The sequence below is a fragment of the Silanimonas algicola genome, from assembly GCF_054777375.1.
The window spans coordinates 822,979-848,544 of record NZ_BAAHAS010000001.1 but is presented as its reverse complement, the minus strand read 5'-3'; the positions used below and the strand labels follow the sequence as shown (position 1 = coordinate 848,544).

Below are 25,566 nucleotides of genomic sequence, written 5' to 3'. Positions count from 1 at the left end.
TGGAACCCCAAGAAAATCGCGGCGGAGCCGCTGATCGCCCCCCTGTCAACCGTTGCGCGAAAAAAAATGTGTGCTGGCGCACAGCCCGACCCTCGCCGGTAAAACGTGACCTTGTCGACGCCGCTGCCTAGACTCGTGGGGTGAGCTCGACCCCGTCTTCCGCCCTGGTGGCCTTCCTTCGCGGCATCGAACCGCGCGCCCGCGTGCTGGTCCGCGCGTTGGCGGGTCCGTCGCTGGATGACGCCCGTCTCCTCGCCGAGGTGCGGGAGGTGTTCGAAGACCGTGCCGTCCGCCTTCCGCTGGCCGAATGGCCCCTGCGCTACTGGGGGCTGCTGTTGGCCCGGGACGAGCTCGGGCGACCCGCCGGAGAGACGCCTGCACACCCCCTCTACAGTCTCAGTCACACCCGCCGGCTCGCCCTGCTCCTGCGCCTCGTGGTCGGCTTGGAGCCGCCGGGCGCCGCCCGGGTGATGGGCCTGTCGGAAACCGCTTATCGGGCCCTGTGGGCCGACGCCGAGGGGCGGCTCGCCGAGCAGGGCGTCGGGCCGGCGGTGCTGACGCGTTGGCACGAGGCCTTCCAGCACGAGGTCCGCGGAGACGCGGCCGCGGCAGCCGATGCCCCCGCACCTGCCGCCGCACCCCGCAGTCCGCCAAGGCCGGGAGCCCGGGCGACGCGACGCGGTTGGCGTCCAACGTCCTTGCAGTGGGGGCTGGGCGCCGTGTTGATCGCGCTTTTGGCCGTGCTGGGCGCCACGTTCGTCTGGCCGCCGTCGCCGCTCCAGCCCGGCGCAGGAGCGTCGACCGGGCATGCCCCGGCCGCGTTGGCCTCGACACCCACCACCGTGGCGCGCGATCTCGAGGCCGAGCTGGTCGTCGATCCCGATTTCGCCCTGCTCGACGCCCCGCCATCGGCACCTTGGCGCGAGGGCGTGGCCTTCCTCAGTTGGGTGGCCATCCAGCGTGGAGTGGCTCTGCCCAATCCGCGCCCGGAAGCACCGCCGACCGCCGCCGCGTGGGGCGCACTGCCGGCCGATCTGCAGGCGCTGCTGGCTCCCGTGCGCGCGGCCTGGCCCGCGTTGGATCCCGCCTCCCAGGCGTCGCTGATCGCCAATGCCGCGGCCTGGATGGGCCACGACGCCGAGCGTCGGGCGACGTTGCGCGCCGCCTACGCGGCATGGCTGCAGCGTCCCGCGATGGAGCGTTCGGCCCTGCGCACGGCCTACGCGGAATGGCTGGCCTTGGACGCTGGCGAGCGCGAGGCCCTGACCGCGACCGCCCAAGCCCTCGCGGCCTTGCCGGTCGAGGCCCAGCAGGCGCAGCGCGCCGCTTTCGCCGCACTCGACGCCCAGGCGCAGCGTGGCTGGGCCCTCGGTCCTCGGCTCGGCGCCCAGCTGCCTGGCCTCCGCCCCCTCTTGGCCTTCGTGCCGGCCGACGAGCAGGCGGCCCTCATCGCGGCACTCGAGGCTCTCGGCGAGCCGGGCCGCATCGCCTTGGCCGAACGCGTGGCGAGGATGGGGACGGCCCAGCGGGCCGCCCTGCGCGGCAAGGTGTTGGCCGCCCCCGAGGACCAGCGTTCGGCGCTGCTGGCCGAGGCGGCCGCTCCCTGAGCCTTCCTGCGCGCCGCGCGGCCGCCTAGAGCCAGACCAGCGCGGCGAGCAGGGCGAGTGTCGCCACCACCGAGAGCAGCAGGATTTCGGCGAGGCCGAGGATCGCGAAGTTCAGGCTGGTGGCGAACCAGCCCTGGGCGTAGACGCGCTTCAGATGGAGCCACAGGTACGCGGGGATCCACAGCAGGGCCAGCCATTCCAGCCAACCCATGGGCGCCGCCAACCACGCCGGCGAACCCAGCAGCGATTCGAACGACGTCATCGCCATCAGCACCAGCAGCATCGCGCAGACGAAGGCGTGGCCGTGCAGCGCGGCGACCAGGTGCTCCATGTACAGCCGTCCCTGGTAGACGTACAGCAGCTTCAACAGCAGGGCGAACACCGGCACCAGGACGAAGAGGGCCGTGGGCAGCGCCGAGTAGAACGCGTTGCGCAACAGGTCGGGATCCTCGCGGATCCGCTCCCAGTTCTCCGGGATGTGGCCGATCTGCGCGTTGAGCCAGGCATTCGCCGTGTCCGGCAGGCGCTCGATGACGAGCGGGTTGGTTTCCGCGTCCCAAGGCTTGCCGTTGAAACTGATGTTGGGCGTGTCGGAATCGTCGTCCACCGAGAAGCCCGGCGAGGACGTGCGCACTGCCGGTCCGCCGGGGGGCTGTCCGGCGGCGCGCAGCTCGGCGATGCGTTCCTCGGCCGCCGCCTCGACCTGCGCCTCGGCGGCACCCAGCACCGCGACCACGCCGGGCACGTCCGCCGCTGCCTCGCGCTCCTTCGCCATTTCCGCACGCACTTCGGCGAGCCTCGCCTTGACGCCCTCGACGGTGTCGATCTCCTCGAAGCCCTCGTTGCCGTCGGGATCGATGACGACGGCATCGGTGCCGGCCACGCGCACCGCGTCGTCGCGGCCGATGTCGAACGACGGTGTGGCCAGCTTCGCGGCGAAAAAGGTCCCGATGCACAGGAACACGAACAGGCGCACCGGCGAGACGTAGCGGACACGATGGCCTTCCACGTATTCGTTCGTCAGGAACCCGGGCTTCAGCAGCAATGCGGGTAGCGTCCTCAGGATGCGCCCGTCGACGTTGAACAGCGTGTCGGCGACGTCGCCGAGGATCGAACCGAAATGGCGAACCAGGCCCTTCGTCGGCTGGCCGCAGGCATAGCAGTGCTCGCCGTACAGGGGCGACCCGCAGTTGCGGCAATGGGCGTCGGTGGGCGTGGTCATCGTCGATATAGTAGGCGCCCGACGTTCCGACGGTTCCCCTGCCATGCGTCATGACGATGCCCGCCGCGCGCGACTGGTGCGCGAGCTGCGGGCCACCGCCCTGCTGTCCGCGCCCCTCGTGGTCGGGCAGCTGTCCTCGATGGGCATGAACGTCATCGACACCGTGCTGGCCGGCCGTCATGGCACGCAGACGCTGGCCGCGATCGGCGTCGGTGCGCCGGCCTGGTCGGTGGTGATCCTGCTCTGCATCGGCGTGCTGATGGCGGTGCCGCCGTCGGTGGCCCAGCTCGACGGCGCCGGGCGGCGCGCCGAGATCGGTGCGCTGTTCCGCCAGGCGCTGTGGCTCGCGCTCGCGCTCGGCCTGGGCCTGTTCGCGCTGATCCGGGTTGCGCCGCTCGCGCTTGCGCACTTCATCGCTCCCGAGGTGATGCCCGGCGTCACCGGCTTCCTGCACGGCATCAGCTGGGGCGCGCCGGCGCTGGCGCTGTATTTCACCCTGCGCTATCTCGCCGAAGGCGTGGCGTGGACGGTGCCGACCATGGTCATCGGCGCCAGCGGCCTCGTTCTGCTGCTGCCCCTGGGGTGGGCCTTCATGGACGGCCTGGGCCCCTTGCCCGAACTCGGCGCGGGCGGCCTCGGCCTCGCGACCGCGCTGGTGCTCTGGCTGCAGGTCGCGGCCATGACGATCACGCTGTCGCGTTCGCGGCGATGCGCGGACCTTGGCCTGTTCGCCCGTTTCGACCGGCCCGACCCCGTGGCCATCGGCCAGTTGCTGAAGCTCGGCCTGCCGATGGGGCTGGCGATCTTCATGGAAGGCAGCCTGTTCGTCGCCACGGCGCTGCTGATCGCCACGCTCGGCACCGTGCCGATCGCCGCGCACCAGGTGGCGATTCTTGCCGCTTCCGCCGCCTTCATGGTGCCGCTGGGCGTTGCCATGGGCACCACGGTGCGCGTCGGGCAGGCCGCCGGCGCGGGCGACGCCGAGGGCGTGCGCTGGGCGGCGAAGGCGGGCTGGATCATCGGCTTCGCGACGCAGACCGCCTCGGCACTGGTGCTCGCGCTGGGCGGCGCGTGGATCGCCTCGCTGATCACCGACGATCCGGCGGTCATCGCCATGGCGGCGACGCTGATGCTGTTCGCCGCCGTGTTCCAGTACACCGACGGCCTGCAGGCCATCTCGGCGGGTGCCCTGCGCGGCCTGAAGGACACCCGGGTGCCGGCGTGGATCTGCGTGCTCAGCTACTGGGGCCTCGGCCTGCCGGTGGCGATCGGCCTCGGCGGCATCGGCGCCGACGGCGGCACGCGGATCGTCCTCGGCCTCGGCTGGGGTCCGCCGGGCTACTGGGCGGGCCTCATCGTCGGCCTGAGCGTCGCCGCGGTGCTGCTGACCTGGCGTTTCGTCGCGCATTCCTCACGTGACCTTCGGCGCGTGACCGCCGCTGATTGAGCGGCTAAGGTCGGGGCGTCGTTTATGGAGTCACCCATGGCCACTGTCGATCGTCCCGGTCCCCTGCGTCGCCTGTTCGGCGGCCTGTGGGACGCCCTGAACTTCACCCGTCGCCTCGTCTTCAACCTGCTGTTCCTCGCGTTCCTGCTGTTCCTGCTGGTCGGCCTCCTCTCCGGCCCCTCGGTGAAGCCGCTGCAGGACAAGAGCGCCCTCGTGCTCGAGCTCGGCGGCCGTCTGGTCGAAGAAGCGCGCTCGCCGGCGCAGAAGTTCGAGGAGCAGATCACCGGCGGCGAAGCGATCCCCGAGTTCCAGCTGCGCGACCTCCTGCGCGCCATCGAGGGCGCCAAGGACGATCCCAAGATCGACCGCTTGGTGCTGAAGACCGATGGCTTCTCGGCCAGCGGCTTCGCTGCCTTGCGCGAGCTCGGCGACGCCGTCGCCGACTTCAAGGCCAGCGGCAAGCAGGTCGTCGCTTGGGGCACCGGTTTCGATCAGGTGGGCTACTACCTCGCGGCGCAGGCCGACGAGATCTACATGGATTCCGAAGGCCTGATCCTCATCGAGGGCCTCGGCCGCTACCGCCCGTACTACCGCCAGCTGCTGGCCGACAAGCTCGGCGTCGACGTGCACCTGTTCCGCGTCGGCGAGTACAAGAGCGCGGCCGAGCCCTACATCCTCGACGGCGGTTCGCCGGAAGCGAAGGAGGCCGACCTGTTCTGGATGGGCGATCTCTGGCAGCGCTACCTCGCCGACGTGTCCGCGGCGCGCACCTTCGAAGGCACCTCGTTCGAGACCTTGGTCGCCGAGTTCCCCGCGCGCCTGAAGGCGGCGGGTGGCGACTTCGCCACCCTGGCGGTCGAGACCAAGCTGATCGACGGCACCAAGACCGCCGAAGAGCTTGAAACCCTGCTCGCCGAGCGCGGTGCGGAGGACGAGGACACCGGCTACCGCCAGGTCGACCTCGACCGCTTCCTCGCGCACCTCGGCGCGCCGACGCTGCCCACCGAATCGGCGCCGGGCATCGGCGTGGTCGTGGCGCAGGGCGGCATCGTCGACGGCGAGCAGCCGGTCGGCGCCGTGGGGGGCGTCAGCACCTCGGCCCTGCTGCGCCAGGCGCGCGAGGACGACGCCATCAAGGCCGTCGTGCTGCGCGTCGATTCGCCCGGCGGCGGCGTGTACCCCTCCGAGCAGATCCGCCGCGAGGTGGAGCTGCTGAAGTCGGCCGGCAAGCCGGTCGTCGTTTCGATGGGCAACGTTGCGGCGTCCGGCGGCTACTGGATCTCGATGAACGCCGACACGATCTACGCCGACCCGTCGACCATCACCGGCTCGATCGGCATCTTCGGCCTGTTCCTCAATGGTCCCCGCGCCCTCGAGAAGATCGGCGTGCGCACCGACGGCGTCGGCACCACGCCGCTGGCCGGCGCCTTCGATCCGACGCGCGCCCTCGTGCCGGAAGTGGGCGAACTGATCCAGACCTTCATCGACCACGGCTACCAGCAGTTCATCGGCAAGGTCGCCACCGCCCGCGAGACCGACGTCGCCGCGATCGACGCCGTGGCCCGCGGCCGCGTGTGGAGCGGTGCGCAGGCCAAGGAGCGCGGCCTCGTCGACGAGCTCGGCGGCCTGCGCGATGCGCTGGCGAAGGCGGCGGCGCTCGCGAAGCTCGAGGCCGACGCGCCGCACACCTACATCACCGCGCCCATGACGCCGTTCGAGCAGTTCCTCGCCGATCTCAACCGCAACGCGCACGCCAAGGCGGTGCTGGGCCGCGCCGCGCCGGCGCTGGCCTTCCTCGGCGACGAGCACGCCGGCCGCGTGGTCGACGACCTGGCCTTCGTGCTGGATGCGCAGGGCAAGCCCTTCCGCGCCGTCGCCCACTGCTTCTGCGACCTCTGAAGGCGCGCAGGCCGCCGCGTTGATCGCAGCGGCGAGGGAAACGAAAAACCCCGGCCGTTCGCCGGGGTTTTTCCTTGGCCGGCGGCGATGCCCGGCGGGGCGTCCAGCGGTCGTCGATCAGCGATCCTCCGGGGCCGTCGTCTCGCCGCTTTCGGCGGCATCGATGGCCTCGCGCTGCGCGTCGGCGGCCTGCATCAGCGTGTCCTCCACGGCGCGCGCCTTGTCCTGCGGCGCCTGGATGGCATCGCGCAGCTCGGTGGCGTTACCGGCCATCGCCTGCGGCGTCGGTTCTTTTTCCGGTATCGGGGTGGGTTCCGCGGGCGTGGGCTCGGGGCTGCAGGCGACGAGGGCGAGCGTGGCGAGCAGCAGAACGACGGGGAAGCGATTCGCGGGCATGGCCGGACTCCGGTGGGCGTGAGGCTATCCTACGGCGCCCGTCTTCCCATGGAGCCCGCGATGACGAACGCCGCCCGATGGCGCCTGGATGATCAAGTCGCCCTCGTCACGGGCGCGAGTGCCGGCATCGGCCGTGCCACGGTCGCCGAACTGCTCGGCCTCGGCGCCACCGTGCTCGCCTGCGCGCGTGACAGGGATGCCCTGGAGGCCGCTGCTGACGAGTGGCGGGAGGACGCGGCGGCTCGCGCCGCCGCCACGGGCGACGCGCGCGGCGGCGAAGTCCACGTGCTGTCCTGCGACGTCGCCGACGCTGCCGGGCGCGAGCGGCTGTTCGACTGGATCGACGGGCTCGGCTTCGGGCTCTCGGTGCTCATCAACAATGTCGGCACGAACCAGCGCCGCGCCACGATGGATTACGACGAGGCCGAATGGCGTGCCATCTTCGAGACCAATCTTTTCTCGGCCTTCGAGCTGTGCCGCGGTGCGTACCCGCTGCTGCGCGAACACGCGAGCTCGGCCATCGTGAACGTCGGCTCGGTGTCCGGCGCCACGCACGTCCGCACGGGTTCGCCCTACGGCATGAGCAAGGCGGCGATGCACCAGCTCACCCGCAACCTCGCCGTCGAGTGGGCCGCGGAAGGCGTGCGCGTCAATGCCGTGCTGCCCTGGTACATCCGCACACGCCGCACGTCCGGCGTGCTGGCCGACGCGGACTACCTCGAGGACGTGCTCGGCCGCACGCCGATGGCGCGCATCGGCGAGCCCGAGGAGGTGGCTTCTGCCGTTGCCTTCCTGTGCTTGCCGGCCTCGAGCTACATCACCGCCCAGTGCCTCGCGGTCGACGGTGGCTTCCTCAGTCACGGGTTCTGAGCCGAGCCGGCCGGAGGGCCGGCCTCGCGGAGCGGATCGCGTCGTTCGCTAGCCTCGGCAATCGTCGTCGACCACGGCCTTGGCGCGGTCGCGCTCGCGTCGGCGCTCGGCCTGCGTGTCGCTGAAGGCGTGGCGCAATGCCGACTCGGCAGCGTCGAGCCGCTCCTCCCATGCCGCGCAGGCGGCTTCGCCGGACAGTTCGACGCAGGCGTCTTCGACCGTGCGGCAGAGCGTCGCGGCGGACGGCGGGGCGCGCGAGAGATCGACACCGAGCACGGACAGCGGCACGCAGCGGGGTTGCGGGTCGTCGTCGTCGACGAGGCGGGAGCGGCCGTTGAGGTCGGTGCATCGCCACAGTGGCGGCGGCTGGGCGACCCGGCGCGACGGACCGACCTCGCCCACGATGATCCGCGGCGACGCCGGCGTGTCGTCGTCCGTACCCGCGGGCGTGGGTGCCGCGGCCGGGGTCGATGGCGGCGGCGGCGCGAACGCGGAGATGACCCTCCGCTCCTGCTTCTGGCCCGGCGGGCAGGGTTCGTCCTGCAGCGCGATCGCCCCGTCCGTCGCCGTGCAGCGGTAGACGACCCCGGCCGAGGCGTCCGCCGTTCGCGCGCCGAGGGTGCCCAGTGCGAGCAGCGGGAAGAGCACGGCGCGGAGGGCTTTGCCCTTGGAGGGGAAGGGGGCAGGCATCCCGGCCCCCTAGAGCTTCGCGAGCGGCACCGTGCGGTCCACGGTGCCGTCGTTGAAGCGCAAGGTGGCCGACGCGGCCGAGGTGAAGACCAAGGTGGCGTTGCCCACCACGGTATACCCCACCGCGTCCGCGTTGAAGTTCGACGACCATGCCGGCCCGTTCGGCCGATCGAGGTTCGCCGTTACCTGGTCCGTCCCGGTCCAGGCACCCTGCAGGCGATACCACGCGGGGCGCCCCGCGATGTCGTAGACGAAGAACAGCGCGAACACCTGCCCGGGGTAGTTGAAGACGGTCAGGCCCCAGCCCGGTTCCGAAGGAACGTACCAGGCGCCCGTGTAGTCGCGGGTCGGTCCCGCCGTGGCGCCGAGCCAGGGCTGCAGCGACGGATAGGCCTGGTCGAGTCGCGAGTAGTAGTCGACGTTGCCCGCTGCTTCCGACCGCCCGCTGTTCGCGCAGGAGGCGTTGCCTCCCACGAGCCCGCCGCGGAGCTGGTAGTCCGTTCCTTCCAGCGTGAAAAGGCCTGCCCCGGAGCTGTCGCCTTCGGTGGTGCCCTCGGCCCAGCTCGCGCGCGCGGCGCTGCGCACCGGCCGCGGAAGGTTCGAGAACGTGACGTCCGAGGAGAAGCCGCTGTGCGAGCCGCGGCTCACTTTCTTGGTGTCGCTGCTCGGGTGATGGATGGTCAGGATCGGCGTGGCGGGCGACAGGGTCGTGGCGTTCCAGCCGGAGAAGTAGGCACCTGCCGGCGGTGGGCGGCGGAGGCGGACGAGCAGGACGTCTAACCCGGTATCGGCGTGGAGCAGGTCGGCGCCGCCGGCCAGCGGGATGTACGGTGCCGCATGGTCGACACCGCAGGCCGGGGATTCGTCGTTCCATACCGTGATCAGCGTGTTCGCCACCGCCTGGGTGTCGAAGCAGTGGGCGGCCGAAAAGAGGTAGGGGATCTGCGAGGCCGGTGCGCTGTCGTTGAGCAGCGTGCCCGTGCATGAAAACGTTCCGCCGTCCTGGAAGACGAGTCGCGCCACGGCGTTCTTCGTGTTGACGAAGGCTTGGCCGAGCAGTGCGCTGCGGCAGGCCACGTCGATGTTGCAGGCCCCCGAGTCCCCGAGGGCCTTCGCGAGGTTCAGCCGTCGGAGCGGTGACGTGAGCAGGTGCGAACTGGCCAGCACCGTGGGCCGGAACGCCGGCGAAGGGCCGGGGACGTAGAGCTCGATCCGCTGGGTTTCGCCGTCGGTGACGGGCGTCCAGTAGGTGCCGTCGCCATCGACGCCGGACGCCATCGCCGCCGTGTCGACGAACTCGACCACACCGCCGTTGGCGCTGGCAACGCGCAGTTCGGTGCCGTCGGGCGGGCCCCGCAGGTCGAGGCCCACGCGCAGGGCGGCGGCATCGGGGGAGGTGACGTCGATCCGCAGCACGTGGCCGCCAGGCACCGCAGTCCATGCGAGCACGTCGGGCAGCGGCGCCGCGGCCTCGTCGGCGACGTGGCGCTCGATCCCGATCTGCAGGCGTTTTCCGCCGTTCGCGACATTGTGGCGGCGGAGCGCCGAGACGCGGGCGGCATCGAGCACCTGGAAGCGCAGCGTCGCCTGTGGCGCCGGCGTGCTGGAGCGGAATGCGGGGGCGGCGCCGCGTTTCGCGCTGTCGAGTCGCAGGGCTTCGCCGCGGACGCTCTGGCCCGCGGCGGTGGGGAGGGCCAGCACGGCGAGGCCGGCGAGGACCGCGACGGTGCAAAGACGAGTCGGCATCGACATGCTCCTGATGGCCCGCCATCCCATGGCTCGATCCGCCTCGATGCTACGCGCCCGACGGCGTCTGCCGGGTGCTGCGCGGTGCGTCGTTCAGGCGCCGTAGGCCCGCCGGGAGGGGCCTTGGGCGTCAGGCCTTGCTGGTCGTCTTCTTCACCGCTTTCTTTGCCGCGGCCTTTTTGGCGGGGGCTTTCTTCGCCGGCGCTTTCTTCGCGGGGGCTTTCTTCGCGGGGGCTTTCTTCGCAGCGGCCTTCGGTGCGTCGGCTTCCGGGGATGCCGCCTTGGCGGCCTTCTTCGCCGGCGCCTTCTTTGCTGCCGCCTTCTTGGCGGCGGCCTTCTTGCCGAAGCGGCCCTTGGCTTCGGGCGCGGCCTCGAGGATCGCCTTGCACTCCTCGAGCGTCAGCGAGGCCGGCTCGCGGTCCTTCGGGATCTTGCCGTTCTTCGCCCCGTCGGTGATGTACGGGCCGTAGCGGCCGTTCAGCACCTCGATGCCGGCCTCGTCCCATTTCTTGATGATGCGGTTGGCGACCGCCAGTTCCTTCGCGTCGATGAGTTCCACCGCGCGCTCGAAGCTGATCGTGTACGGGTCGTCCTCCTTGCCCAGCGAGGCGTAGGTGGGCCCGCGCTTGGCGAAGGGGCCGAAGCGGCCCACCGCCACCGTCACCGTCTCGCCGTTCGACACGCCCAGCGTGCGCGGCAGGTCGAAGAGCTTGATCGCCTCCTCGAGCGTGATGGTGTGCATGCTCTGCCCGCCGCGCAGCGAGGCGAACTTCGGCTTGTCCTCGTCCTCGGCGGTGCCGATCTGCGCGAACGGCCCGTAGCGCCCGAGGCGCACCGAGACCGGCTTGCCGCTCGCCGGGTCGACGCCGAGCACGCGCGAGCCCGAAGCCTCGCTGCGCTCGACGCTTTCGCCCTTTTCCTCCACCGTCTTCGAGAACGGCTTCCAGAACTTCTCGAGCAGGGGCACCCACTCGGCTTCGCCGCGCGAGACCTCGTCGAGTTCGTCCTCGAGCTTGGCGGTGAAGTCGTAGTCGACGTACTGCGTGAAGTGCGCCGACAGGAATTTCGCCACCGCGCGGCCGACGTCGGTCGGGCGGAAGCGGCGCGCGTCGAGGTAGACGTATTCGCGGTTCAGCAGGGTCTGGATGATGCTGGCGTAGGTCGAGGGACGGCCGATGCCGTGCTCCTCCAGCGCCTTCACCAGCGAGGCCTCCGAGAAGCGCGGCGGCGGCTCGGTGAAGTGCTGCGTGGTGGTGACGTCGGCCAGCGGGATGCGGTCGCCCGGCTTCATGTCGGGCAGCTTGCGGCCCTCCTCGTCGTCCTCCTCGCTCTTCGCGTCCTTGCCCTCCTCGTAGACGGCGAGGAAGCCCGGGTCGACGACGGTCGTGCCGCTGACGCGGAAGCCGTGCTGGCTGCCGGCGGCGAGGTCGACGGAAACGGTGTTCAGCGTGGCCGGCACCATCTGCGAGGCGAGCGTGCGCTTCCAGATGAGCTCGTACAGGCGGCGCTCGTCGTCGGCGAGGTACTTCGCGACGGACGCCGGCGTGCGCAGCGCGGAGGTCGGGCGCACGGCCTCGTGGGCTTCCTGCGCGTTCTTCGACTTCGACTGGTAGAGCACGGGCTTGTCGGGCAGGGCCTGCGTGCCGAAGTCGCGGGCGATCACGTCACGGATCTCGGCCACCGCGTCCACCGACAGGCTCACGCCGTCGGTACGCATGTAGGTGATCAGGCCGACCGTGCCTTCGTCGCCGAGGGCCACGCCCTCGTAGAGCTTCTGCGCGACGCGCATGGTGCGGCTGGTCGAGAAGCCGAGTTTGCGCGCGGCCTCCTGCTGCAGGGTCGAGGTGATGAAGGGCGGCGCCGGGCGGCGCTTGCGCTGCTTGCTCTCGACGTCGGTCACGACGAGCAGGCCTTGCGCGTCCTTGGCGATGCGCGCTCGGGCGGCCTCGGCCGTCTTGCCGTCGGTGATCGTGAACTGCTCGACCTTGCCGCCGTCAAGCTTGGTCAGCTTGGCGGTGAACGGCTGCTTCGGGTGCGTCGCCTCCGCGGCGATCGACCAGTACTCGCGCGCCTTGAAGGCTTCGATCTCTTCCTCGCGCTCGACGATCATCCGCAGCGCCGGCGACTGCACGCGGCCGGCGGACAGGCCGCGCTGCACCTTGCGCCAGAGCAGCGGCGAGAGGTTGAAGCCGACGAGGTAGTCGAGCGCGCGGCGTGCCTGCTGGGCGTTGACGAGTTCGTCGCTGACCTTGCGCGGGTGGTCGACGGCTTCCTTGATCGCCTTCGGCGTGATCTCGGTGAACACCACGCGGTGCAGGGTTTTGTCCTTCAGCAGCTTGCGCTCCTTCAGGATCTCCGCGATGTGCCAGCTGATCGCTTCCCCTTCGCGGTCCGGGTCGGTCGCGAGGTAGATGGACGTGGCGTCCTTGGCGGCCTTGGTGATCGCGTCGACGTGCTTCTCGTTCTTGTCGATCAGCTCGTAGCGCATGGCGAAGCCGCGCTCGGGATCGACCGCGCCCTCCTTGGGCACGAGGTCGCGGACGTGGCCATAGCTGGCCAGCACCTGGAAATCCTTGCCCAGGTACTTGTTGATGGTTTTCGCCTTGGCGGGCGATTCGACGATGAGGAGGTTCTTGGCCATGTCCGGTTTACCGTGAGGGCCGCGCGCGGAAGGCCGCGCGAAGGGGCGAAAGCCCGCCAAGGGGCGGGCTTTCCTTTTTTCATTAGGGCCACCGGTGCGGCGGCGGTGTCAAGTTTCAGCCCCGGCAGCCCGCCGGCAGGAGCTTGTCCGCCATGCTGCCGCCGCAGTCCCAGCCGCCTCGGCCATCCTGCGTGAACCACAGGTATTCGCCATCGAAAGGACCCGCCTGGGCGCCGCCCAAGGTGAAGCGCAGGCTGCATTGGCCGACGTCGATCTCGCCGATGTCGGTGGACTGCACGAGGGGGCTGGAGGGCGCGACCAGGCCGGCTTCCTCGAGGGTCGCCGGGCAGCGGTCGGTCGCGAGCAGGAACTCGTCGATCGCGACGGTCATGCCGCGCCCCTCGGACACGACCTGGGCGATCTTCGCGCGCTCGGTGTAGTCCTGGTAGGCCGGCAGGGAGATGGCCGCCATGACGCCGGCGAAAAACACGAGGAAGAACAGCCCCATGCCGACGAGCGCGGCGATCGCGCAGCCGCCGAGGCCCCGTTGCTGCCGCTCGGGATGGTCCGTGTAGGCCCAGCGGTCGACCACGCGGGTGCTGGCCACCATGTCATGGAGGGCCATCTTGCGGTCGGTGAAGGCCGCCATCAGGAAGCCGACGTAGAGCGTCAGGTAGGACAGCGCCGCGGCGAACCAGCGGCTCATGGCTCGGCCCGTGCCCAGCTTGCCGCCGTCGAGGTCGACGACCTTGATGCCGACGGCGCGCTTGCCCGGCGTGCCTTGCCACGCCGAACTCGTGAAGAACGTGAAGTAGGCCCAGCGCATGATGAAGGGCAGCACGTAGAAGCCCACCAGGAACACCACGAGCAGGTTGCCCGACGGCGGCTGGCCGGTCGCGCTGGCCTCGAACAGGGTCATGATGCCGCCGACGCCAGCGCCGACGATGATCAGCATCAGGAAGACGATGGCATACGTGGCGACCATCAGGATGGCGCCGTCGATCATGAAGGCGGCCAGCCGCTTCCAGAAGCCGGCGTCGACCACGTCCCCGGTGTCGATCCCGCCCGTGGCGGACGCATCGCGCGAACTGGCCGCATAGGCCTGGGCCATCACCGCGTCGGTGGCCGGCGCGGCGGTTTCGACGGCGCGCGGTCCAGGTGCGGGCGCTGCGATCGCCGGCGCGTCGACCGGCGTCGTCGCCGGTGGCGCCGCCACCGCGGCGAGCGTGATGCCGAGTTCGCCGGCGACGGCCTCGAGCGGCTGCCACTGCGGCATGCCGGCTTGCCAGACCAAGCTGCGACGCTGGAGTTCGCCCGACTCGAACCGATGGCGGATCTCCTCGGCGGGCATCGGCCCGAGCCGTTCGCGCTCGGCGTTGACGCAGTACCAAGCGGGCGAGGCCATCAGTTCCAGCTCCCCGAGCCCAGCGCGACGACGAAGAGCATGGCTGCGCCCACCATCGTGAGGATCACCAGACCCCAGATCACCAGCACGGCGATCGCGCAGCCACTCAGCGCTTCCGTCTGTCGTTCCGGGGATTCGGTGAAGGCCCACCGGTCCACGACCACCGTGTCGCAAATGAGGTCGTGCAGCGTCTGGCGCCTCTCGGTGAACAGCGGCAAGAGGTAAGTGAGGCCGAGGGTGAGGAGGTTCAGCCAGTTGGCGAAGTAGCGGCCCACGCTGCGCGCGAAGCTGATCCGCTCGCCATCCGGCCGCGCGACCTTGATGCCGACGAGCTGCTTGCCGGGCGACGCCTGCTGGTCCGAGGTGTAGAAATAGCCGAAGTAGGCGATGCCGATGCCGATGCTGATGAGTTGGCTCGCGAGCTGGAGCAGCAGGTGGCCGGCGCCCGTGCTGTCGCCCATCGCGCTGATGCCGACGCCACCGATGAGAGCGATCGGTGTTTGTACGATCAGCGAGAGGATCGCGACGATGAAGCCGTCGATGATGCTGGCGGCGACCCGCTTCAGGAAGCTGGCATAAAGGACATGCCCGTCGCCGGCGAATGCGGCCCGGGCCTGGGGCTCGACACCGACCTGCGCGGCGTAAGCCTGTTGGACCGCGGTGTCGGGATAGGCGCCCACGGGGGCGGTCCGCTGGGGTTCCGAAGGGGGCGGGGTGGCGTCGGCCGGCCGCGGTGCAGGAGGCGGCGTCGTTGCTTCGATCGGTGGGGCGTCGAGGACGATGCCGAGTTCCGCGGCGACCTGTTCGATGGCCTGCCACTGTGGCATGCCTTGGCGCCAGACCAGGGTTCGGGCGCCGATGGCCCCGGTTTTGGCCAAATCGCGGAGGGCCTCCGCCGGGACCGGCCCCTGACGTTGCCGATCAGCGTTCACGTAGTACCACGGGGCGCTTTCCATGCCCGGACTCCAGAGACTTCAGGGGGACCGCCGCGCGATGCGGCGTTCACGCAAGAATGCCCGTGAACGGCAGGTCAAGGGAAGCCGCGGGTCTGGCGGCGGACCAAGGCGCAGGCCGCCGTGATCAGTGGGTTGGTGCCGGCTCGTCGCCGAACATGAGGTTCTCCATCCATGCGTAGGCGGCTTCCGCCCCGGGCTGGTTGAAGAGGACCATCAGCACCACCCACTTCAGGTCGTCGATGTCGACATCGTCCTGGTCGAGCGCCATCGCTCGGTCGACGGCCAGCTCGCGCTGCTCCGCGTTCAGCACTCCGGACTGCTCCAGGAACATCAGGAAGCCAACACCCTCGGCGTCGAGCTTGGCGTACTCGGGGGCGGTGTAAAGACGTATCGGGCCATCGAAACGCGCGCTCGCGACGGCGGGGCGCTGTTCGGCGAGCTCGTCCAGCCACTCGAAGGCCTTGTGGATCTCGGCGGGGCTGAACCCCGCTTCAAGGAGGCCGTTCTGGAGCGAGTCGCGGTCGCGGACGAGGTCGGCGTCGTCGCTGAAGTAGTGTTCGAAGAGGTAGAGCAGTACGTCGAGGATCGATTCTTTCATCACCCTAGCGCCTGCGCTGCGAACCAGCGCGTCCGGGGGGGGCGGAGCCGCAGGGGAAGTACACCCCGTGCTGCTGCCTGAGACGACCTTCCAACTCCATGGCCAGCAGGATGGGGGCGAGGGTGGCGGTCGTCAATCCCGCGCGTTGCTGCAGTTCATCGAAGTGGGCGCCCTCCGCGCCGAGCGCCCGCCAGACGCGCTCCGCCGCGGCGCCGGCCCCGGACCCGGCCGGGGCCGACCCTGCTGCGGGGGACGTCGTGGCGGGTCGCAGCGCCGCGCGCAGCCGTCCTATCGCGTCCCCGGTGCCAGTCATGAGGGCGTCGATCACTTGCGCCGGTTCCTCGACGAGCTCGGCGCCGTCGCGGATCAGGCGGTGGCAGCCGCGGGCCTTCAGGTTTTCCGGCGATCCGGGCAAGGCGAACACCTCCCGTCCGGCCTCGGCGGCCAGCCGGGCGGTGATCAGGGCGCCGGAGCGCTGGGCGGCCTCCACCACGACGGTGGCGAGTGCCAGACCGGCAATGATCCGGTTGCGGCTGGGAAAGTGGGCGGGGCGCGCGTCGGTTCCCGGCGGGTGCTCGGTGGCGACCGCACCATGGCGCGCGATCTCGGCCTGGAGGCGCCGGTGCGAGGCCGGGAAGCAACGGTCGGGCCCCGTGGCGATGATCGCGACCGTCCCCGGCCCGGCCAGGGACGCTTGGTGCGCGGCGGCATCGATACCGGCCGCCAGACCGCTGGTGACGACGAATCCTGCGTCGGCGAAAGCGCGTGCCCATCGCGCGGCGCGCTCTCGCCCTCCAGGCGTCGGCGCCCGGCTGCCGACGACAGCGACCTGGGGCCACCAGAGGCGGTCGACCCGGCCATGGACGAACAGCACCGTCGGCGGATTCGGGACCTCGCGCAGAAGGCTGGGGTAGTCCGGTTCATGCCAGGCCACGAGGGCGTGCGCCGGGTCGGCGTGGAGCCATCGGCGCACCGAGGCGGCATGGCTCGCGGCATCGGGCCCGAGGGCCGCCTCCCGGGCACCGATCGGCGCTCCGGCGGCGAGCCAGTCCTGGACAGGCGCGTCGATCAACGCCATGGCATCGGTGCGCAGACGTGCCGTTTCGCCGGAGCAGGGTCCGCCTTCCGGCTGCAGGGTGTCCCGGAGCCAGCGGGCATTGCCCGCCGCATGGTGAAGGCGAAGAAAGGCGTCCAGAGCGTCCATCCCCGAAACGATGAAGGCGCCCGGAGGCGCCTTCAGTCGGAAAAGCACGCGATGACGGGTCTTACTGCATCGCGTCCGGGCTTTTCAGCGTGTCACCGACCTGGGTCGGGCGGATGCCGTCCATCACCAGCGCGTAGCTGACGCGATCAAACGTACGGAACACCATCACCCGGCCATTGAACTCGTCGGGCAATTGCACCTTGTCGCGGGCAGCGCCGATGCGGTTGGCGTTCCGGACGTCGTCCGGGACGGCTTGCCCGGGCCGCCAGGTCGAGAACACGGTGCCGTTCTTGACGCCGTCGGCGCTGCCCACCGACAGGGCGACCACCGATTTCGGGCCGGCGGCGAGGCCGGCGTCGGCCACCCCGATCACCGCTGCGTGATCGGGGATCGACGTCGGGGCCTGCGGCAGGAAGCCGTCGTCGTAGGGCTGGGCTTCGGCTGGCACGGCGCGGTCGCCCGGACGCACGTCGGCGGTGCCGTCGACCAGCAGGGCCAGCGCGACTTCGCCCTGGATCTGGGTGATGCGCGCGAGGCTCTGGCGGGTCAGCTCGTAGCCGAGGCTCTCGCCGCGGGCCAGATCACGGCCCCAGGCGCTGCGGACGTCGCGGTAGGTCTCGTCGCCGCGGAAATCCAGCTCCGTCGGGATCGTGTTGGTGATGCGACGCGAGGCCGGCAGGCGGAAGTGGTGCGTCGGGCGCACCAGCATGATCGTGTCGCCCACCGAGGCGCCCTCGAGGCCGCGCACGTAGGCGATCTGCCCGTCCACGCCGCGCAGGTGCCCTTCCTCGATGCTGACCACGTGCGGCAGGTCCTCGAACTCGGCGACGACCGAGCTCTGGCGCAGGAAGGCCTCGATGTCGGCCAGCGGCACGGTGGTGATGGCCGGCTCCGAGCGCGGGCCCGCCTGGGTGGTCTGCACCACCGCGCGGCCGTCGAGGTAGGCGAGGCTGAGCACGTCGCCGGGGTAGATGCGGTGCGGGTTCTCGATCTGCGGGTTCGCCTGCCAGATCTCCGGCCACAGCCACGGCTTCGACAGGAAGCGGCCTGCGATGTCCCACAGCGTGTCGCCGCGCTGCACCGTGTACGTGGTCGGATGCCCTTCACGCATCTCGACCGCAGCGGCGTAGGACGCCACCGTGAGCAGCGCCGCAGCGGCGACCGCACAAAGCCGTTTAAACATGGCCGCTATCCCCCTGATTTTCCGCAAGGTTAACACTTGTCACTATAGACCAGAACCTTCGCGGCAATGCAATCGGCCAGCGCCGGTTGGGGCGCCGCCGCTAGACTATGGAGCCTGCGGCCCTGGTCCGCGCCCATCGCCGAACATCGCCCATGGCCCTGCTGCCGATCCTCCGCTTCCCCGATCCCCGCCTCCGCACCGTCGCCAAGCCGGTCGAGCAGGTCGACGACGCCCTCGGGGCGTTGATCGACGACATGTTCGAGACCATGTACGACGAGCCGGGCATCGGCCTCGCCGCGACCCAGGTCGACCGGCACATCCGCCTGATCGTGATGGACGTCTCCGACGACAAGTCCAACAAGAAAGTGCTGATCAACCCGGAGATCGTCGCGTCGAGCGGCGTGCAGAACTGCAAGGAAGGCTGCCTGTCGGTGCCGACCGTGTTCGCCGAGGTCAAGCGCGCCGAAACCGTGACCGTGCGCGCCCTGGGCCGCGACGGCCAGCCCTACGAGTTCACCTGCAGCGGCCTCGAGGCGGTCTGCGTCCAACACGAGATGGACCACCTCGACGGCAAGGTCTTCGTCGACTACCTCACGCCGCTGAAGCGCGAGATGGCGATGAAGAAGCTCGCCAAGCTGGCCAAGGCCGAGGGCTGATGGCGCTGCGGATCGTCTTCGCCGGCACGCCCGAGTTCAGCGTGCCCTGCCTCGACGCCGCCGCGGCGCGTGGCGAGGTGGTCGCCGTGTACACCCAGCCCGACCGGCCTGCCGGCCGCGGCCGCGCGCTGGCGGAATCGCCGGTCAAGCAGCGCGCGAAGCAGCTCGGCATCGACGTGGTCCAGCCGGTCACACTGCGCGACGCGGAGGCACAGGCCCAGCTTCGCGAGCTCCAGCCCGACCTGATGGTGGTGGTGGCCTACGGGCTGATCCTTCCGCAGGCGGTGCTCGACATCCCGACCCATGGCTGCTGGAACGTCCACGCCTCCCTGCTGCCGCGCTGGCGCGGCGCCGCGCCGATCCAGCGTGCGATCGAGGCCGGCGATGCCGAAACCGGCGTGGACCTGATGCGGATGGAGAAGGGCCTCGATACCGGCCCGCTGATGCTGCGCCTCACCACGCCGATCACTGGCGCTGACACTGGCGGGACGTTGCATGATCGCCTATCGGCGCTGGGCGCGGAGGTGCTCGGCGACGGACTGAAGCTGTTGCGGGCCGGCATGGTGCCGGTGGCGACGCCGCAACCCGCCGAGGGTGCGACCTACGCGCACAAGCTGGATAAAGCCGAAGCGAAGCTCGAATGGGCGCAGTCCGCCGCGGTGCTCGCACGCAAGGTGCGCGCCTTCCATCCCTGGCCGATCGCGGAATGCGAACTCGCCGGCGAACGCCTGCGTGTCCATGCCGCGGTGCCGCTGTCCGCGGCAGCGGCGCAGGCGCTGGACGTGGCTAGGCACCCGCCCGGCACGGTGGTTGCCGGCACGAAGGAGGGCCTGACGGTCGCCTGTGGCGAGGGCGCCCTCCGCCTCACCGTGGTCCAGCGTGAAGGCGGCAAGCCGCAACCCGTGGCGGATTTCCTCAACGCGCGCCCGCAGTTGAAGACCGCATGAGCACGCTCGGCCCCGGCGCCGCGCTGCGCGCCGAGGCGGCACGCGTGCTCGTCGCCGTGCTCGACGATGGTCGATCGCTGAAGGCGGTGCTCTCCGCCGCTCTGCCCAGGATCGCCGAGCCGCGCGACCGCGGTTTGCTTGAAGCGATTGTTTTCGCGGCCCTGCGCCACGAGCGCCGCTACGCCTTCGTGCTGTCGCGCTGGCTGGCGCGCCCGCTGCCCGTGGGGACTGCGAAGGATCGCGCTGTCGCCCGGCTTCTGTTGGTCGGGCTCGCGCAGCTCGATGCGCTCGGGCTGGCGCCGCATGCCGCGGTCGGCGCGACCGTCGATGCCGTCAAGCAGCTCGGTCGGGAGGGTCTTTCCGGCCTGTTCAATGCCGTCCTGAGGAAGGCGATCCGCGAGCCTTGGCCGGAGGCCGAATCCCGAGCCGTGCGCACGAGCCATCCCGATTGGCTGGTTCGGCGCTTCGAGGCCGATTGGCCCGAGCGCGTCGACGCCTTGCTTGCGGCGAACAACGCCGAGGCGCCGCTATGGCTTCGCGCGAACGCGCCACGTATCGGGCGCGAGCGGCTTGCGGCGCGCTGGGCGGCGGCGGGCATCGCCACGGAGTCCGGTCCCGCCCGCGACAGCTTGCGCGTGGTCGAACGAGCCAATCCGACGCAGCTGCCGGGCTTCGATGAGGGACTGTTCCATGTGCAGGACCTTGCAGCCCAGCTGGCCATCGAAGCGCTCGCGCCCCAGCCTGGCCAACGTGTGCTGGACGCCTGCGCGGCGCCGGGTGGCAAGACGCTGGGTCTGCTGTCGGCCGTCGGCGACGCGGGCGAGGTGCAGGCGCTCGATGTCGATGCCAGGCGTCTGGAGCGCGTGGTCGCACTGGTGGCGTCCCTGCAGCCATCACGGGCGGGCTTCGGTGCAAGGGTTGCGGATGCGGCGGAGCCCGCGCGATGGCATGACGGCCGCCCGTTCGACGCGATCCTGCTGGACGCGCCGTGTTCCGCGACGGGCATCCTGAGGCGCCAGCCGGACATCAAGGCGCATCGTCGCGACGACGACATCGCGGTGCTTGCCGCGACGCAGGCGCGTCTGCTCGATGGGCTCTGGCCGCTGCTGGCGCCCGGGGGATGCCTGCTCTACGCGACCTGCTCGGTGCTCCGCGAGGAGAATGCCGCCCAGGTCGAGGCGTTCCTCTCCCGCCATCCGGAGGCGAAGCTCGTTCCCCTTGACGCCCGTTTCGGCCATGACACCGGCTCCGGCACCCAACGTTTCCCGGGCGAGGAGGGTGGCGACGGCTTCTTCTACGCGCGGCTCTTCCGCGCCGCCTGAAACCTCAGCGGTCGCGCCAGGCCGGAAGCCGGAGGCGTGCCTGAAGCCCGCCCAGCGGGCTGCGTCCGAAGTCGAGATGGCCGTCGTAGCTTTCCGCGATGTCGCGGCTGATCGACACGCCGAGGCCGGTGCCTGGCGTGCTTTCGTCGAAACGCAGCCCGCGCTCGCCCAGGCGCGCCAATGCCTGCTCGTCGAGCCCGCGACCATCGTCGTCGACGAGGATATGCAGGTCATCGCCCTGCGCGGACAGCGAGACACGCACCTGGAGGCGCGCCGCCCGTAGCGCATTGTCGATCAGGTTGCCGAGCATCTCCTGCAGGTCGTTGGCCTCACAGGCCGCTTCCGGAACGGTGGCATGGGGCGCGACAGCAATGGCCTTGCCTGGATGCAGGCGGCCGAGCAACGCCACGAGCTCGCCGAGCGCTGCCGCCGCGTCGCACCGGGGTTTGTTGCGCCGAGCACCAGCGGCGGCGCGCGCGAGGTGGCCATCGACGATCGCTTCGATGCGGGCGAGGGCCTCGCGTTGCCGGGTGTCGTCCGTGGGCACCCGCGTCCGAAGCAGGGCGAGCGGCGTCTTGAGCGCGTGGGCGAGGTCGCCTGCGCGCTTGCGTCCGTTTTCCGCGAGCCGGCGGTTCTGTTCGATCACCGGATTGAGCTCGGCCACCACGGCGTCGAGTTCGCGCACGGCCAAGCGATCGAGCGCCTCGCGCCGACCGGCAGCCAGCTCGGCGACCTGTTCGCTGAAGCGGCGCAGGGGGGCGAGTCCCAGGCGGAGCTGCACGAAGACCATGGCCAGCGCCAGCACGGCGAGTCCAACCGCCGCCAGCCACGAAAGGCGGACGAAGTCGGCGACTTCCGCATCGATCTCGGCACGCGGCCCGGCGAGCAGCACGGTGACCGGTGCCGGGCGCCCGTGCAGCTCGATGCGACGCACGGCGGCGCGCAGCGGGGTGGCGCCGTCGGACGCAAGGTCGGTATGGCGGACGCGGCCGTCGCGACGGGCGCTGGGCATCGGCAGCTGCCGATCCCACAGCGAGCGCGAGCGCAGCCGCACCCCGGTGTCGTCGGCGACCTGCCAATACCAACCCGATCCGATGCTGTCGAAGGCGGCCTGGCCGATGGGGCGGCCGACGGCGACGCGCCCGTCGGGGGTGGCCTCGAGGCCGCCGACGACCGCGGTGAGCGTGCGTTCGAGCCGGGCGTCGAACGCCCGGCGCACGGTGTCCTCGAACGCCCACTGCAGCAGGAGAAGACCCGCGAGCACGAGGGCGAGGAGCGGCAGGGCCGCCGCCAACCAGAGCCGCCGCTGCAGGCTGGCGCTCATGCTTCCGCGAGCCGGAACCCGAGCCCGCGTTCGGTGTGCAGCAGCTTGTGCGGCGCGAGCTTCTTCCGGATGCGGCCGATCTGCACGTCGATCACGTTCGAGTCGAGGTCGAAGTCGCGGTCGTAGAGGTGCTCGGCCAGTTCGTTGCGCGGCACGGTGCGGCCGGCGTGGTGGGCCAGGAAGGCGAGAAGGCGGTACTCGCCGGCCGTGAGCACGAGGCCGCGCCCGTCCACGCGGAACCGGTTGGCCAGCGTGTCGAGTTCCAGTGGGCCGATGCGGATGACCGGCGAGGCGTGGCCGCTGGCGCGGCGGATCAGCGCCTTGAGGCGCAACACGACCTCATCGATCTCGAAAGGCTTCGTCAGGTAGTCGTCGGCGCCGGCGCCGAAGCCGGCGAGCTTGTCGTTCCAGCGGTTGCGCGCGGTGAGCACGAGGACGGGGAAATTGCGGCCGGCTTCGCGCCACCCCTGGAGGACCGAGATGCCATCGCGTCGCGGCAGGCCGAGGTCCAGCACGGCGGCGTCGAAGGGCTCCTCGCCGCCCAACCACAATGCCTCGTCGCCGTCGGCGCAGGCGTCCACGACCCAGCCCTCGGCGACCAGCGCGTCGTAAAGGGCCTCGCGCAATGGCGCGTCGTCTTCGACAAGCAGCAACCGCATCAGTCGTCCTCGAGGATGGCGGCGCTAAGCGCGTCGACTTCGAGTTCGCGGACGCGGCCATCGGCGCCGATGAACTCCAGTTCGTAGACCCAGCGGCCGTCCTCGCGCTCGAACTCCGCCTCGAGCAGGCGCTCCCCATCACGCAGCGGCAGGCGCGCGAGGATCTGGTCGAGCGGCAAGGCCTCGCCGCGCAGCACCGCCGTCCTTGCGCGCTCGTGGTCTTCATCGTCGTCCGCGCGGACAGCCGACGACGGCGGCAGCAGGGCCAGCAGCAGGAGCAGCGCGGCGGTGGGGCGGGTGCGGGGCATGGGGGCCATGGTGCCCGGCGCGATTAAACCGTTGGTGAAAAACCGCCTCAGAGGCGATTTCAGGGGCGGGCGTCAATCTGGCGCCGTTCCACCCCAACACCCCAACGGAGAACCCCCATGAAGACCTCGACCCTCGCGGCCACGCTCGCTCTGTCCCTCGCCGTCGCCGTGCCCTTGGTGCAGGCGCGGGCGGCCACCGCGCCCATCGGCTTGGAGCAGGCCACCGGCATCGCCCAGCAGGCTGGCTACGGTGCCGTCCGTGGCGCCGAACTCGACGACGGCGTGTGGGAAGTGCTCGCCAGCGCCGCTGACGGGAGCCGCGTCACCGTCCATATCGATGCGGCGACCGGCGCGATCCTGTCGCCCGAGCAGCCGGGGCAGCGCCAGCTCGGCATCGGCGAGGTGATGCAGCGCCTCGCGGCGGCCGGCTACACCGACGTCAAGGAGCTGGAGCGCGACGATGGTTTCTGGACTGCCGAGGTCCGCACGACGATGGGCTTCGAGCGCGACGTGCGCGTGCACCCCATCACCGGTGCCGTCGATGTCGAACGTTGGGACGACTGATCGTCAAGGCACGCATGCCGCCCCGGGGAAGGGGCGGCGCTAGTCGGAGGGCCGCGGGCCCGTCAGCGCCCGCAGCCTTTCATACTTCAGCGCCGCGTAGCGTGCGTGCAGGGCATGGAAGCGCCAGGCGCCGGGACCATCGAGCAGCCCGCCGCGCAGCAGAAGGTTCTTCAGCAGGTAGGCCGTTGCGGCCGCCGCGCCGCGGCTGGGCCAGGCGCGCTTGCCGCGCGCCGCGCGCTCCTCGGCCCACAGGGTCGCGTAGCGCTGCAGCTTCGCCCAGTACTCGGATTCCGATCGCGCCGTGTCGTGCTCCATGCGCACGTCGCTGCCCACCACGCGCTGGCCCCGGGTGTCGAGCCGCTCATGCACCGCGAGCTCCTCGTGTCGGCAATGGGCGCGGAACAGGCGCTCCACGGGCTCTCGGGCGAAGCTGCCATGGTGCATCACCGCGCCGAGGAAGCGCGTACGCCGTTCCAGCGTCACGACGTCCGCGTGATCGAGGCGCGTCGACGCGAACAGCCGGCGAAGCCGGTCGATGGCGTCCGGCTCCAGCCATTCGTCGGCATCGAGAAGCAGCACCCAGGGTTGCGCCGCCTCGGCGATCGCCAGGTTCTTCTGCCTCGCAAAGCCGAGCCACGGCTGTTCGACCACGCGTGCACCAAGCCGGCGCGCGATCCCGGCGGTGTCGTCGGTGGACAACGAATCGACGACGATGGTCTCGCTGCAGACCTCGGCAAGCGAGCGAAGGCAGCGTTCGATCCGGTCGGCCTCGTTGAAGGCCACGACGACGCCGGACAAGGGCAAGCGCAGGGTCATGCGGGTATGGTAGCGGCCCCTTGCCGAACGCCGCCAACACCGCCCCATGCGCATCGCCCACCTGCTCCTGACTTCGCGCTTCGCCGGCAGCGAGCGCTATGCGATCGAGCTCGCGGAGGGCCAGTGGCGGGCAGGGCATGACGTCACGCTCGTGTTGCGGCGGGCCGCGCTCGAGGCGCGCCCCGACGCACCGGGCCGCCACGTCCCGTCCGGGCTCCCGCTGGCCGTGGTGCCCGACTGGTTGCCCGCCTGGCACGCACGCCGCTGGGTTCGCCGGCATCGTCCCGAGGTCGTGCATGCGCACCTGAGCGCCGCCTGCAAGGCGCTTCGCGGCGTCTCAGGGATGGTTCGCGTGGCGACCCTGCACATCGCCTACAAGCCCCGCCAGCATGCCCATCTCGATGGGCTGGTCGCGCTGACCCCGGAGCAGCGGGACGCGCTGCCGCCCAATTGGGCTGGGCGAAGCGAGCACATCGACAACTGGACCCACGCGCGTCCGGCGGCTCCGGAGGCGCGGGCGCGCTTGCGGGGTCGGCTCGGCATCGGTCCGGAGGTCCGCCTGCTCGGCTGCCTTGGGCGGATCGAGTCGTCGAAGGGCCACGACGTGTTGCTCGATGCGTTCGACGCGGCCGGCTTCGGCGAGGATGTGCACCTCGTCGTGGTCGGGGGCGGCCGCGCGCTCGACGCCCTGCGGCGCCGGGCCTCCCGACGCGTCCATTTCACCGGGTTCTCCAACGAGCCGTCGGCCTGGCTCGCGGCGATGGACGGCTTCGTCTCCGCGGCCCGCACCGAGCCCTTCGGCCTCGTTTTCCTCGAGGCAATGGCCGCAGGCCTGCCGATCCTCGCCACGGCGACCGCGGGTGGACGCCACCTCGGCGAGCGCTTCGGTTGGCCGCTGGTGCCCCCCGGCGACGCGCAGGCGCTGGCCCGGGCACTGGCGGGGTTCGCGAACGCGGGCCTCGCCCGCCGCACCTATCCGATCGAGGCATTCCGCCTCGACACGCAGTTGCCCCGGTTCGAGGCGTTCTACCGCCGCCTCGCGCGTTGAGTGCAGCCGGTCCCGCGCCGGCGTATCCTCCGCGCCGAAGCGACGAGGTGCGGGGAAC

23 protein-coding genes are annotated in these 25,566 nt (G+C 70.8%); 9 read left to right on the top strand and 14 right to left on the bottom strand.

The genetic code is table 11. From position 1 onward, the window contains the following. Nucleotides 1-140: 140 nt before the first annotated feature. Nucleotides 141-1,607, top strand: a complete 1,467-nt coding sequence (locus ACYVAK_RS04030; RefSeq protein ID WP_461058208.1) for a DUF3106 domain-containing protein — start codon at nt 141-143, stop codon at nt 1,605-1,607. A 25-nt stretch (nt 1,608-1,632) separates the two neighbouring features. Here the strand turns inward: ACYVAK_RS04030 and ACYVAK_RS04025 are convergent, their stop codons facing one another. Then, nucleotides 1,633-2,829 carry a DUF3667 domain-containing protein gene (locus ACYVAK_RS04025; protein ID WP_461058206.1) on the bottom strand — a complete coding sequence of 399 codons (1,197 nt, stop codon included), beginning with the start codon at nt 2,827-2,829 and terminating at the stop codon, nt 1,633-1,635. Nucleotides 2,830-2,872: 43 nt separating this feature from the next. On the opposite strand from ACYVAK_RS04025, the gene ACYVAK_RS04020 reads away from it, so the two are divergent. Together ACYVAK_RS04020 and sppA are read left to right on the top strand one after the other, a co-directional pair. Continuing rightward, nucleotides 2,873-4,276: an MATE family efflux transporter gene (locus tag ACYVAK_RS04020; RefSeq protein ID WP_461058204.1), complete on the top strand. Its 1,404-nt coding sequence runs from the start codon at nt 2,873-2,875 to the stop codon at nt 4,274-4,276. A 36-nt stretch (nt 4,277-4,312) separates the two neighbouring features. Beyond that, nucleotides 4,313-6,175 carry a signal peptide peptidase SppA gene (gene sppA, locus ACYVAK_RS04015; RefSeq protein ID WP_461058202.1) on the top strand — a complete coding sequence of 621 codons (1,863 nt, stop codon included), beginning with the start codon at nt 4,313-4,315 and terminating at the stop codon, nt 6,173-6,175. Nucleotides 6,176-6,292: 117 nt separating this feature from the next. On the opposite strand, the gene ACYVAK_RS04010 is transcribed toward sppA, so the two are convergent. After that, complete coding sequence (locus ACYVAK_RS04010) at nt 6,293-6,571, bottom strand: hypothetical protein (protein ID WP_461058200.1); 279 nt, start codon at nt 6,569-6,571, stop codon at nt 6,293-6,295. 60 nt (nt 6,572-6,631) lie between these two features. On the opposite strand from ACYVAK_RS04010, the gene ACYVAK_RS04005 reads away from it, so the two are divergent. Continuing rightward, complete coding sequence (locus ACYVAK_RS04005) at nt 6,632-7,441, top strand: SDR family oxidoreductase (protein WP_461058198.1); 810 nt, start codon at nt 6,632-6,634, stop codon at nt 7,439-7,441. Nucleotides 7,442-7,489: 48 nt separating this feature from the next. On the opposite strand, the gene ACYVAK_RS04000 is transcribed toward ACYVAK_RS04005, so the two are convergent. The 8 genes from ACYVAK_RS04000 to ACYVAK_RS03965 form a co-directional block, all read right to left on the bottom strand. Then, nucleotides 7,490-8,131, bottom strand: coding sequence for a DUF4124 domain-containing protein (locus ACYVAK_RS04000; RefSeq protein WP_461058197.1), 642 nt, complete (start codon nt 8,129-8,131; stop codon nt 7,490-7,492). Between the two features lie 9 nt (nt 8,132-8,140). Beyond that, a complete protein-coding gene (locus tag ACYVAK_RS03995; RefSeq protein WP_461058195.1) occupies nt 8,141-9,877 on the bottom strand; it encodes a trypsin-like serine peptidase in 1,737 nt (578 codons plus the stop codon). 130 nt (nt 9,878-10,007) lie between these two features. After that, a complete protein-coding gene (locus ACYVAK_RS03990) occupies nt 10,008-12,518 on the bottom strand; it encodes a DNA topoisomerase I (protein ID WP_461058193.1) in 2,511 nt (836 codons plus the stop codon). 115 nt (nt 12,519-12,633) lie between these two features. Next, nucleotides 12,634-13,923 carry an RDD family protein gene (locus tag ACYVAK_RS03985; protein WP_461058191.1) on the bottom strand — a complete coding sequence of 430 codons (1,290 nt, stop codon included), beginning with the start codon at nt 13,921-13,923 and terminating at the stop codon, nt 12,634-12,636. Further along, nucleotides 13,923-14,879, bottom strand: coding sequence for an RDD family protein (locus tag ACYVAK_RS03980; protein WP_461058189.1), 957 nt, complete (start codon nt 14,877-14,879; stop codon nt 13,923-13,925). Before ACYVAK_RS03980 ends, ACYVAK_RS03985 begins: the two co-directional genes overlap by 1 nt. 124 nt (nt 14,880-15,003) lie before the next feature. Beyond that, entirely contained in the window at nt 15,004-15,477 is a 474-nt protein-coding gene (locus tag ACYVAK_RS03975) for a DUF494 family protein (RefSeq protein ID WP_461058187.1), read from the bottom strand. A 4-nt stretch (nt 15,478-15,481) separates the two neighbouring features. After that, entirely contained in the window at nt 15,482-16,681 is a 1,200-nt protein-coding gene (dprA, locus tag ACYVAK_RS03970) for a DNA-processing protein DprA (protein ID WP_461058185.1), read from the bottom strand. 61 nt (nt 16,682-16,742) lie between these two features. Further along, nucleotides 16,743-17,864 carry a LysM peptidoglycan-binding domain-containing protein gene (locus tag ACYVAK_RS03965; protein WP_461058183.1) on the bottom strand — a complete coding sequence of 374 codons (1,122 nt, stop codon included), beginning with the start codon at nt 17,862-17,864 and terminating at the stop codon, nt 16,743-16,745. Nucleotides 17,865-18,016: 152 nt separating this feature from the next. Between ACYVAK_RS03965 and def the strand changes: the two genes are divergently transcribed. The 3 genes from def to rsmB are packed head-to-tail and all read left to right on the top strand — an operon-like array spanning nt 18,017 to nt 20,789. Then, complete coding sequence (def, locus tag ACYVAK_RS03960; protein ID WP_461058182.1) at nt 18,017-18,520, top strand: peptide deformylase; 504 nt, start codon at nt 18,017-18,019, stop codon at nt 18,518-18,520. Between the two features lie 5 nt (nt 18,521-18,525). Beyond that, complete coding sequence (gene fmt, locus ACYVAK_RS03955) at nt 18,526-19,467, top strand: methionyl-tRNA formyltransferase (RefSeq protein ID WP_461058636.1); 942 nt, start codon at nt 18,526-18,528, stop codon at nt 19,465-19,467. Beyond that, nucleotides 19,464-20,789 carry a 16S rRNA (cytosine(967)-C(5))-methyltransferase RsmB gene (gene rsmB, locus ACYVAK_RS03950; protein ID WP_461058180.1) on the top strand — a complete coding sequence of 442 codons (1,326 nt, stop codon included), beginning with the start codon at nt 19,464-19,466 and terminating at the stop codon, nt 20,787-20,789. The genes fmt and rsmB overlap by 4 nt, the downstream gene beginning before the upstream one ends. A 4-nt stretch (nt 20,790-20,793) precedes the next feature. On the opposite strand, the gene ACYVAK_RS03945 is transcribed toward rsmB, so the two are convergent. From ACYVAK_RS03945 to ACYVAK_RS03935, 3 genes are read right to left on the bottom strand one after another with little or no spacing between them, the layout of a single operon-like run. Then, nucleotides 20,794-22,113 (bottom strand): ATP-binding protein, encoded by a 1,320-nt coding sequence (locus ACYVAK_RS03945; RefSeq protein ID WP_461058178.1) that lies wholly within the window; start codon nt 22,111-22,113, stop codon nt 20,794-20,796. After that, nucleotides 22,110-22,772, bottom strand: a complete 663-nt coding sequence (locus tag ACYVAK_RS03940) for a response regulator transcription factor (protein WP_461058176.1) — start codon at nt 22,770-22,772, stop codon at nt 22,110-22,112. Before ACYVAK_RS03940 ends, ACYVAK_RS03945 begins: the two co-directional genes overlap by 4 nt. Further along, the gene (locus ACYVAK_RS03935) at nt 22,772-23,080 is read right to left on the bottom strand and encodes a PepSY domain-containing protein (RefSeq protein WP_461058174.1); all 309 of its coding nucleotides are present in this window, start codon (nt 23,078-23,080) and stop codon (nt 22,772-22,774) included. The genes ACYVAK_RS03940 and ACYVAK_RS03935 overlap by 1 nt, the downstream gene beginning before the upstream one ends. A gap of 117 nt (nt 23,081-23,197) precedes the next feature. Between ACYVAK_RS03935 and ACYVAK_RS03930 the strand changes: the two genes are divergently transcribed. Beyond that, complete coding sequence (locus ACYVAK_RS03930; RefSeq protein WP_461058172.1) at nt 23,198-23,644, top strand: PepSY domain-containing protein; 447 nt, start codon at nt 23,198-23,200, stop codon at nt 23,642-23,644. Between the two features lie 39 nt (nt 23,645-23,683). On the opposite strand, the gene ACYVAK_RS03925 is transcribed toward ACYVAK_RS03930, so the two are convergent. Beyond that, nucleotides 23,684-24,460, bottom strand: coding sequence for a glycosyltransferase family 2 protein (locus ACYVAK_RS03925; RefSeq protein WP_461058170.1), 777 nt, complete (start codon nt 24,458-24,460; stop codon nt 23,684-23,686). Nucleotides 24,461-24,506: 46 nt separating this feature from the next. Here ACYVAK_RS03925 and ACYVAK_RS03920 point away from each other — a divergent pair, with 46 nt between their 5' ends. After that, nucleotides 24,507-25,508, top strand: a complete 1,002-nt coding sequence (locus tag ACYVAK_RS03920) for a glycosyltransferase (protein WP_461058168.1) — start codon at nt 24,507-24,509, stop codon at nt 25,506-25,508. Nucleotides 25,509-25,566: the final 58 nt, after the last annotated feature.

Coding starts and splice junctions, on each gene's coding strand:
- ACYVAK_RS04025 (WP_461058206.1), bottom strand. CDS start 2,829: ATGACCACGCCCACCGACGCCCATTGCCGCAACTGCGGGTCGCCCCTG.
- ACYVAK_RS04020 (WP_461058204.1), top strand. CDS start 2,873: ATGCGTCATGACGATGCCCGCCGCGCGCGACTGGTGCGCGAGCTGCGG.
- sppA (WP_461058202.1), top strand. CDS start 4,313: ATGGCCACTGTCGATCGTCCCGGTCCCCTGCGTCGCCTGTTCGGCGGC.
- ACYVAK_RS04010 (WP_461058200.1), bottom strand. CDS start 6,571: ATGCCCGCGAATCGCTTCCCCGTCGTTCTGCTGCTCGCCACGCTCGCC.
- ACYVAK_RS04005 (WP_461058198.1), top strand. CDS start 6,632: ATGACGAACGCCGCCCGATGGCGCCTGGATGATCAAGTCGCCCTCGTC.
- ACYVAK_RS04000 (WP_461058197.1), bottom strand. CDS start 8,131: ATGCCTGCCCCCTTCCCCTCCAAGGGCAAAGCCCTCCGCGCCGTGCTC.
- ACYVAK_RS03995 (WP_461058195.1), bottom strand. CDS start 9,877: ATGCCGACTCGTCTTTGCACCGTCGCGGTCCTCGCCGGCCTCGCCGTG.
- ACYVAK_RS03990 (WP_461058193.1), bottom strand. CDS start 12,518: ATGGCCAAGAACCTCCTCATCGTCGAATCGCCCGCCAAGGCGAAAACC.
- ACYVAK_RS03985 (WP_461058191.1), bottom strand. CDS start 13,923: ATGGCCTCGCCCGCTTGGTACTGCGTCAACGCCGAGCGCGAACGGCTC.
- ACYVAK_RS03980 (WP_461058189.1), bottom strand. CDS start 14,879: ATGGAAAGCGCCCCGTGGTACTACGTGAACGCTGATCGGCAACGTCAG.
- ACYVAK_RS03975 (WP_461058187.1), bottom strand. CDS start 15,477: ATGAAAGAATCGATCCTCGACGTACTGCTCTACCTCTTCGAACACTAC.
- dprA (WP_461058185.1), bottom strand. CDS start 16,681: ATGGACGCTCTGGACGCCTTTCTTCGCCTTCACCATGCGGCGGGCAAT.
- ACYVAK_RS03965 (WP_461058183.1), bottom strand. CDS start 17,864: ATGTTTAAACGGCTTTGTGCGGTCGCCGCTGCGGCGCTGCTCACGGTG.
- def (WP_461058182.1), top strand. CDS start 18,017: ATGGCCCTGCTGCCGATCCTCCGCTTCCCCGATCCCCGCCTCCGCACC.
- rsmB (WP_461058180.1), top strand. CDS start 19,464: ATGAGCACGCTCGGCCCCGGCGCCGCGCTGCGCGCCGAGGCGGCACGC.
- ACYVAK_RS03945 (WP_461058178.1), bottom strand. CDS start 22,113: ATGAGCGCCAGCCTGCAGCGGCGGCTCTGGTTGGCGGCGGCCCTGCCG.
- ACYVAK_RS03940 (WP_461058176.1), bottom strand. CDS start 22,772: ATGCGGTTGCTGCTTGTCGAAGACGACGCGCCATTGCGCGAGGCCCTT.
- ACYVAK_RS03935 (WP_461058174.1), bottom strand. CDS start 23,080: ATGCCCCGCACCCGCCCCACCGCCGCGCTGCTCCTGCTGCTGGCCCTG.
- ACYVAK_RS03930 (WP_461058172.1), top strand. CDS start 23,198: ATGAAGACCTCGACCCTCGCGGCCACGCTCGCTCTGTCCCTCGCCGTC.
- ACYVAK_RS03925 (WP_461058170.1), bottom strand. CDS start 24,460: ATGACCCTGCGCTTGCCCTTGTCCGGCGTCGTCGTGGCCTTCAACGAG.
- ACYVAK_RS03920 (WP_461058168.1), top strand. CDS start 24,507: ATGCGCATCGCCCACCTGCTCCTGACTTCGCGCTTCGCCGGCAGCGAG.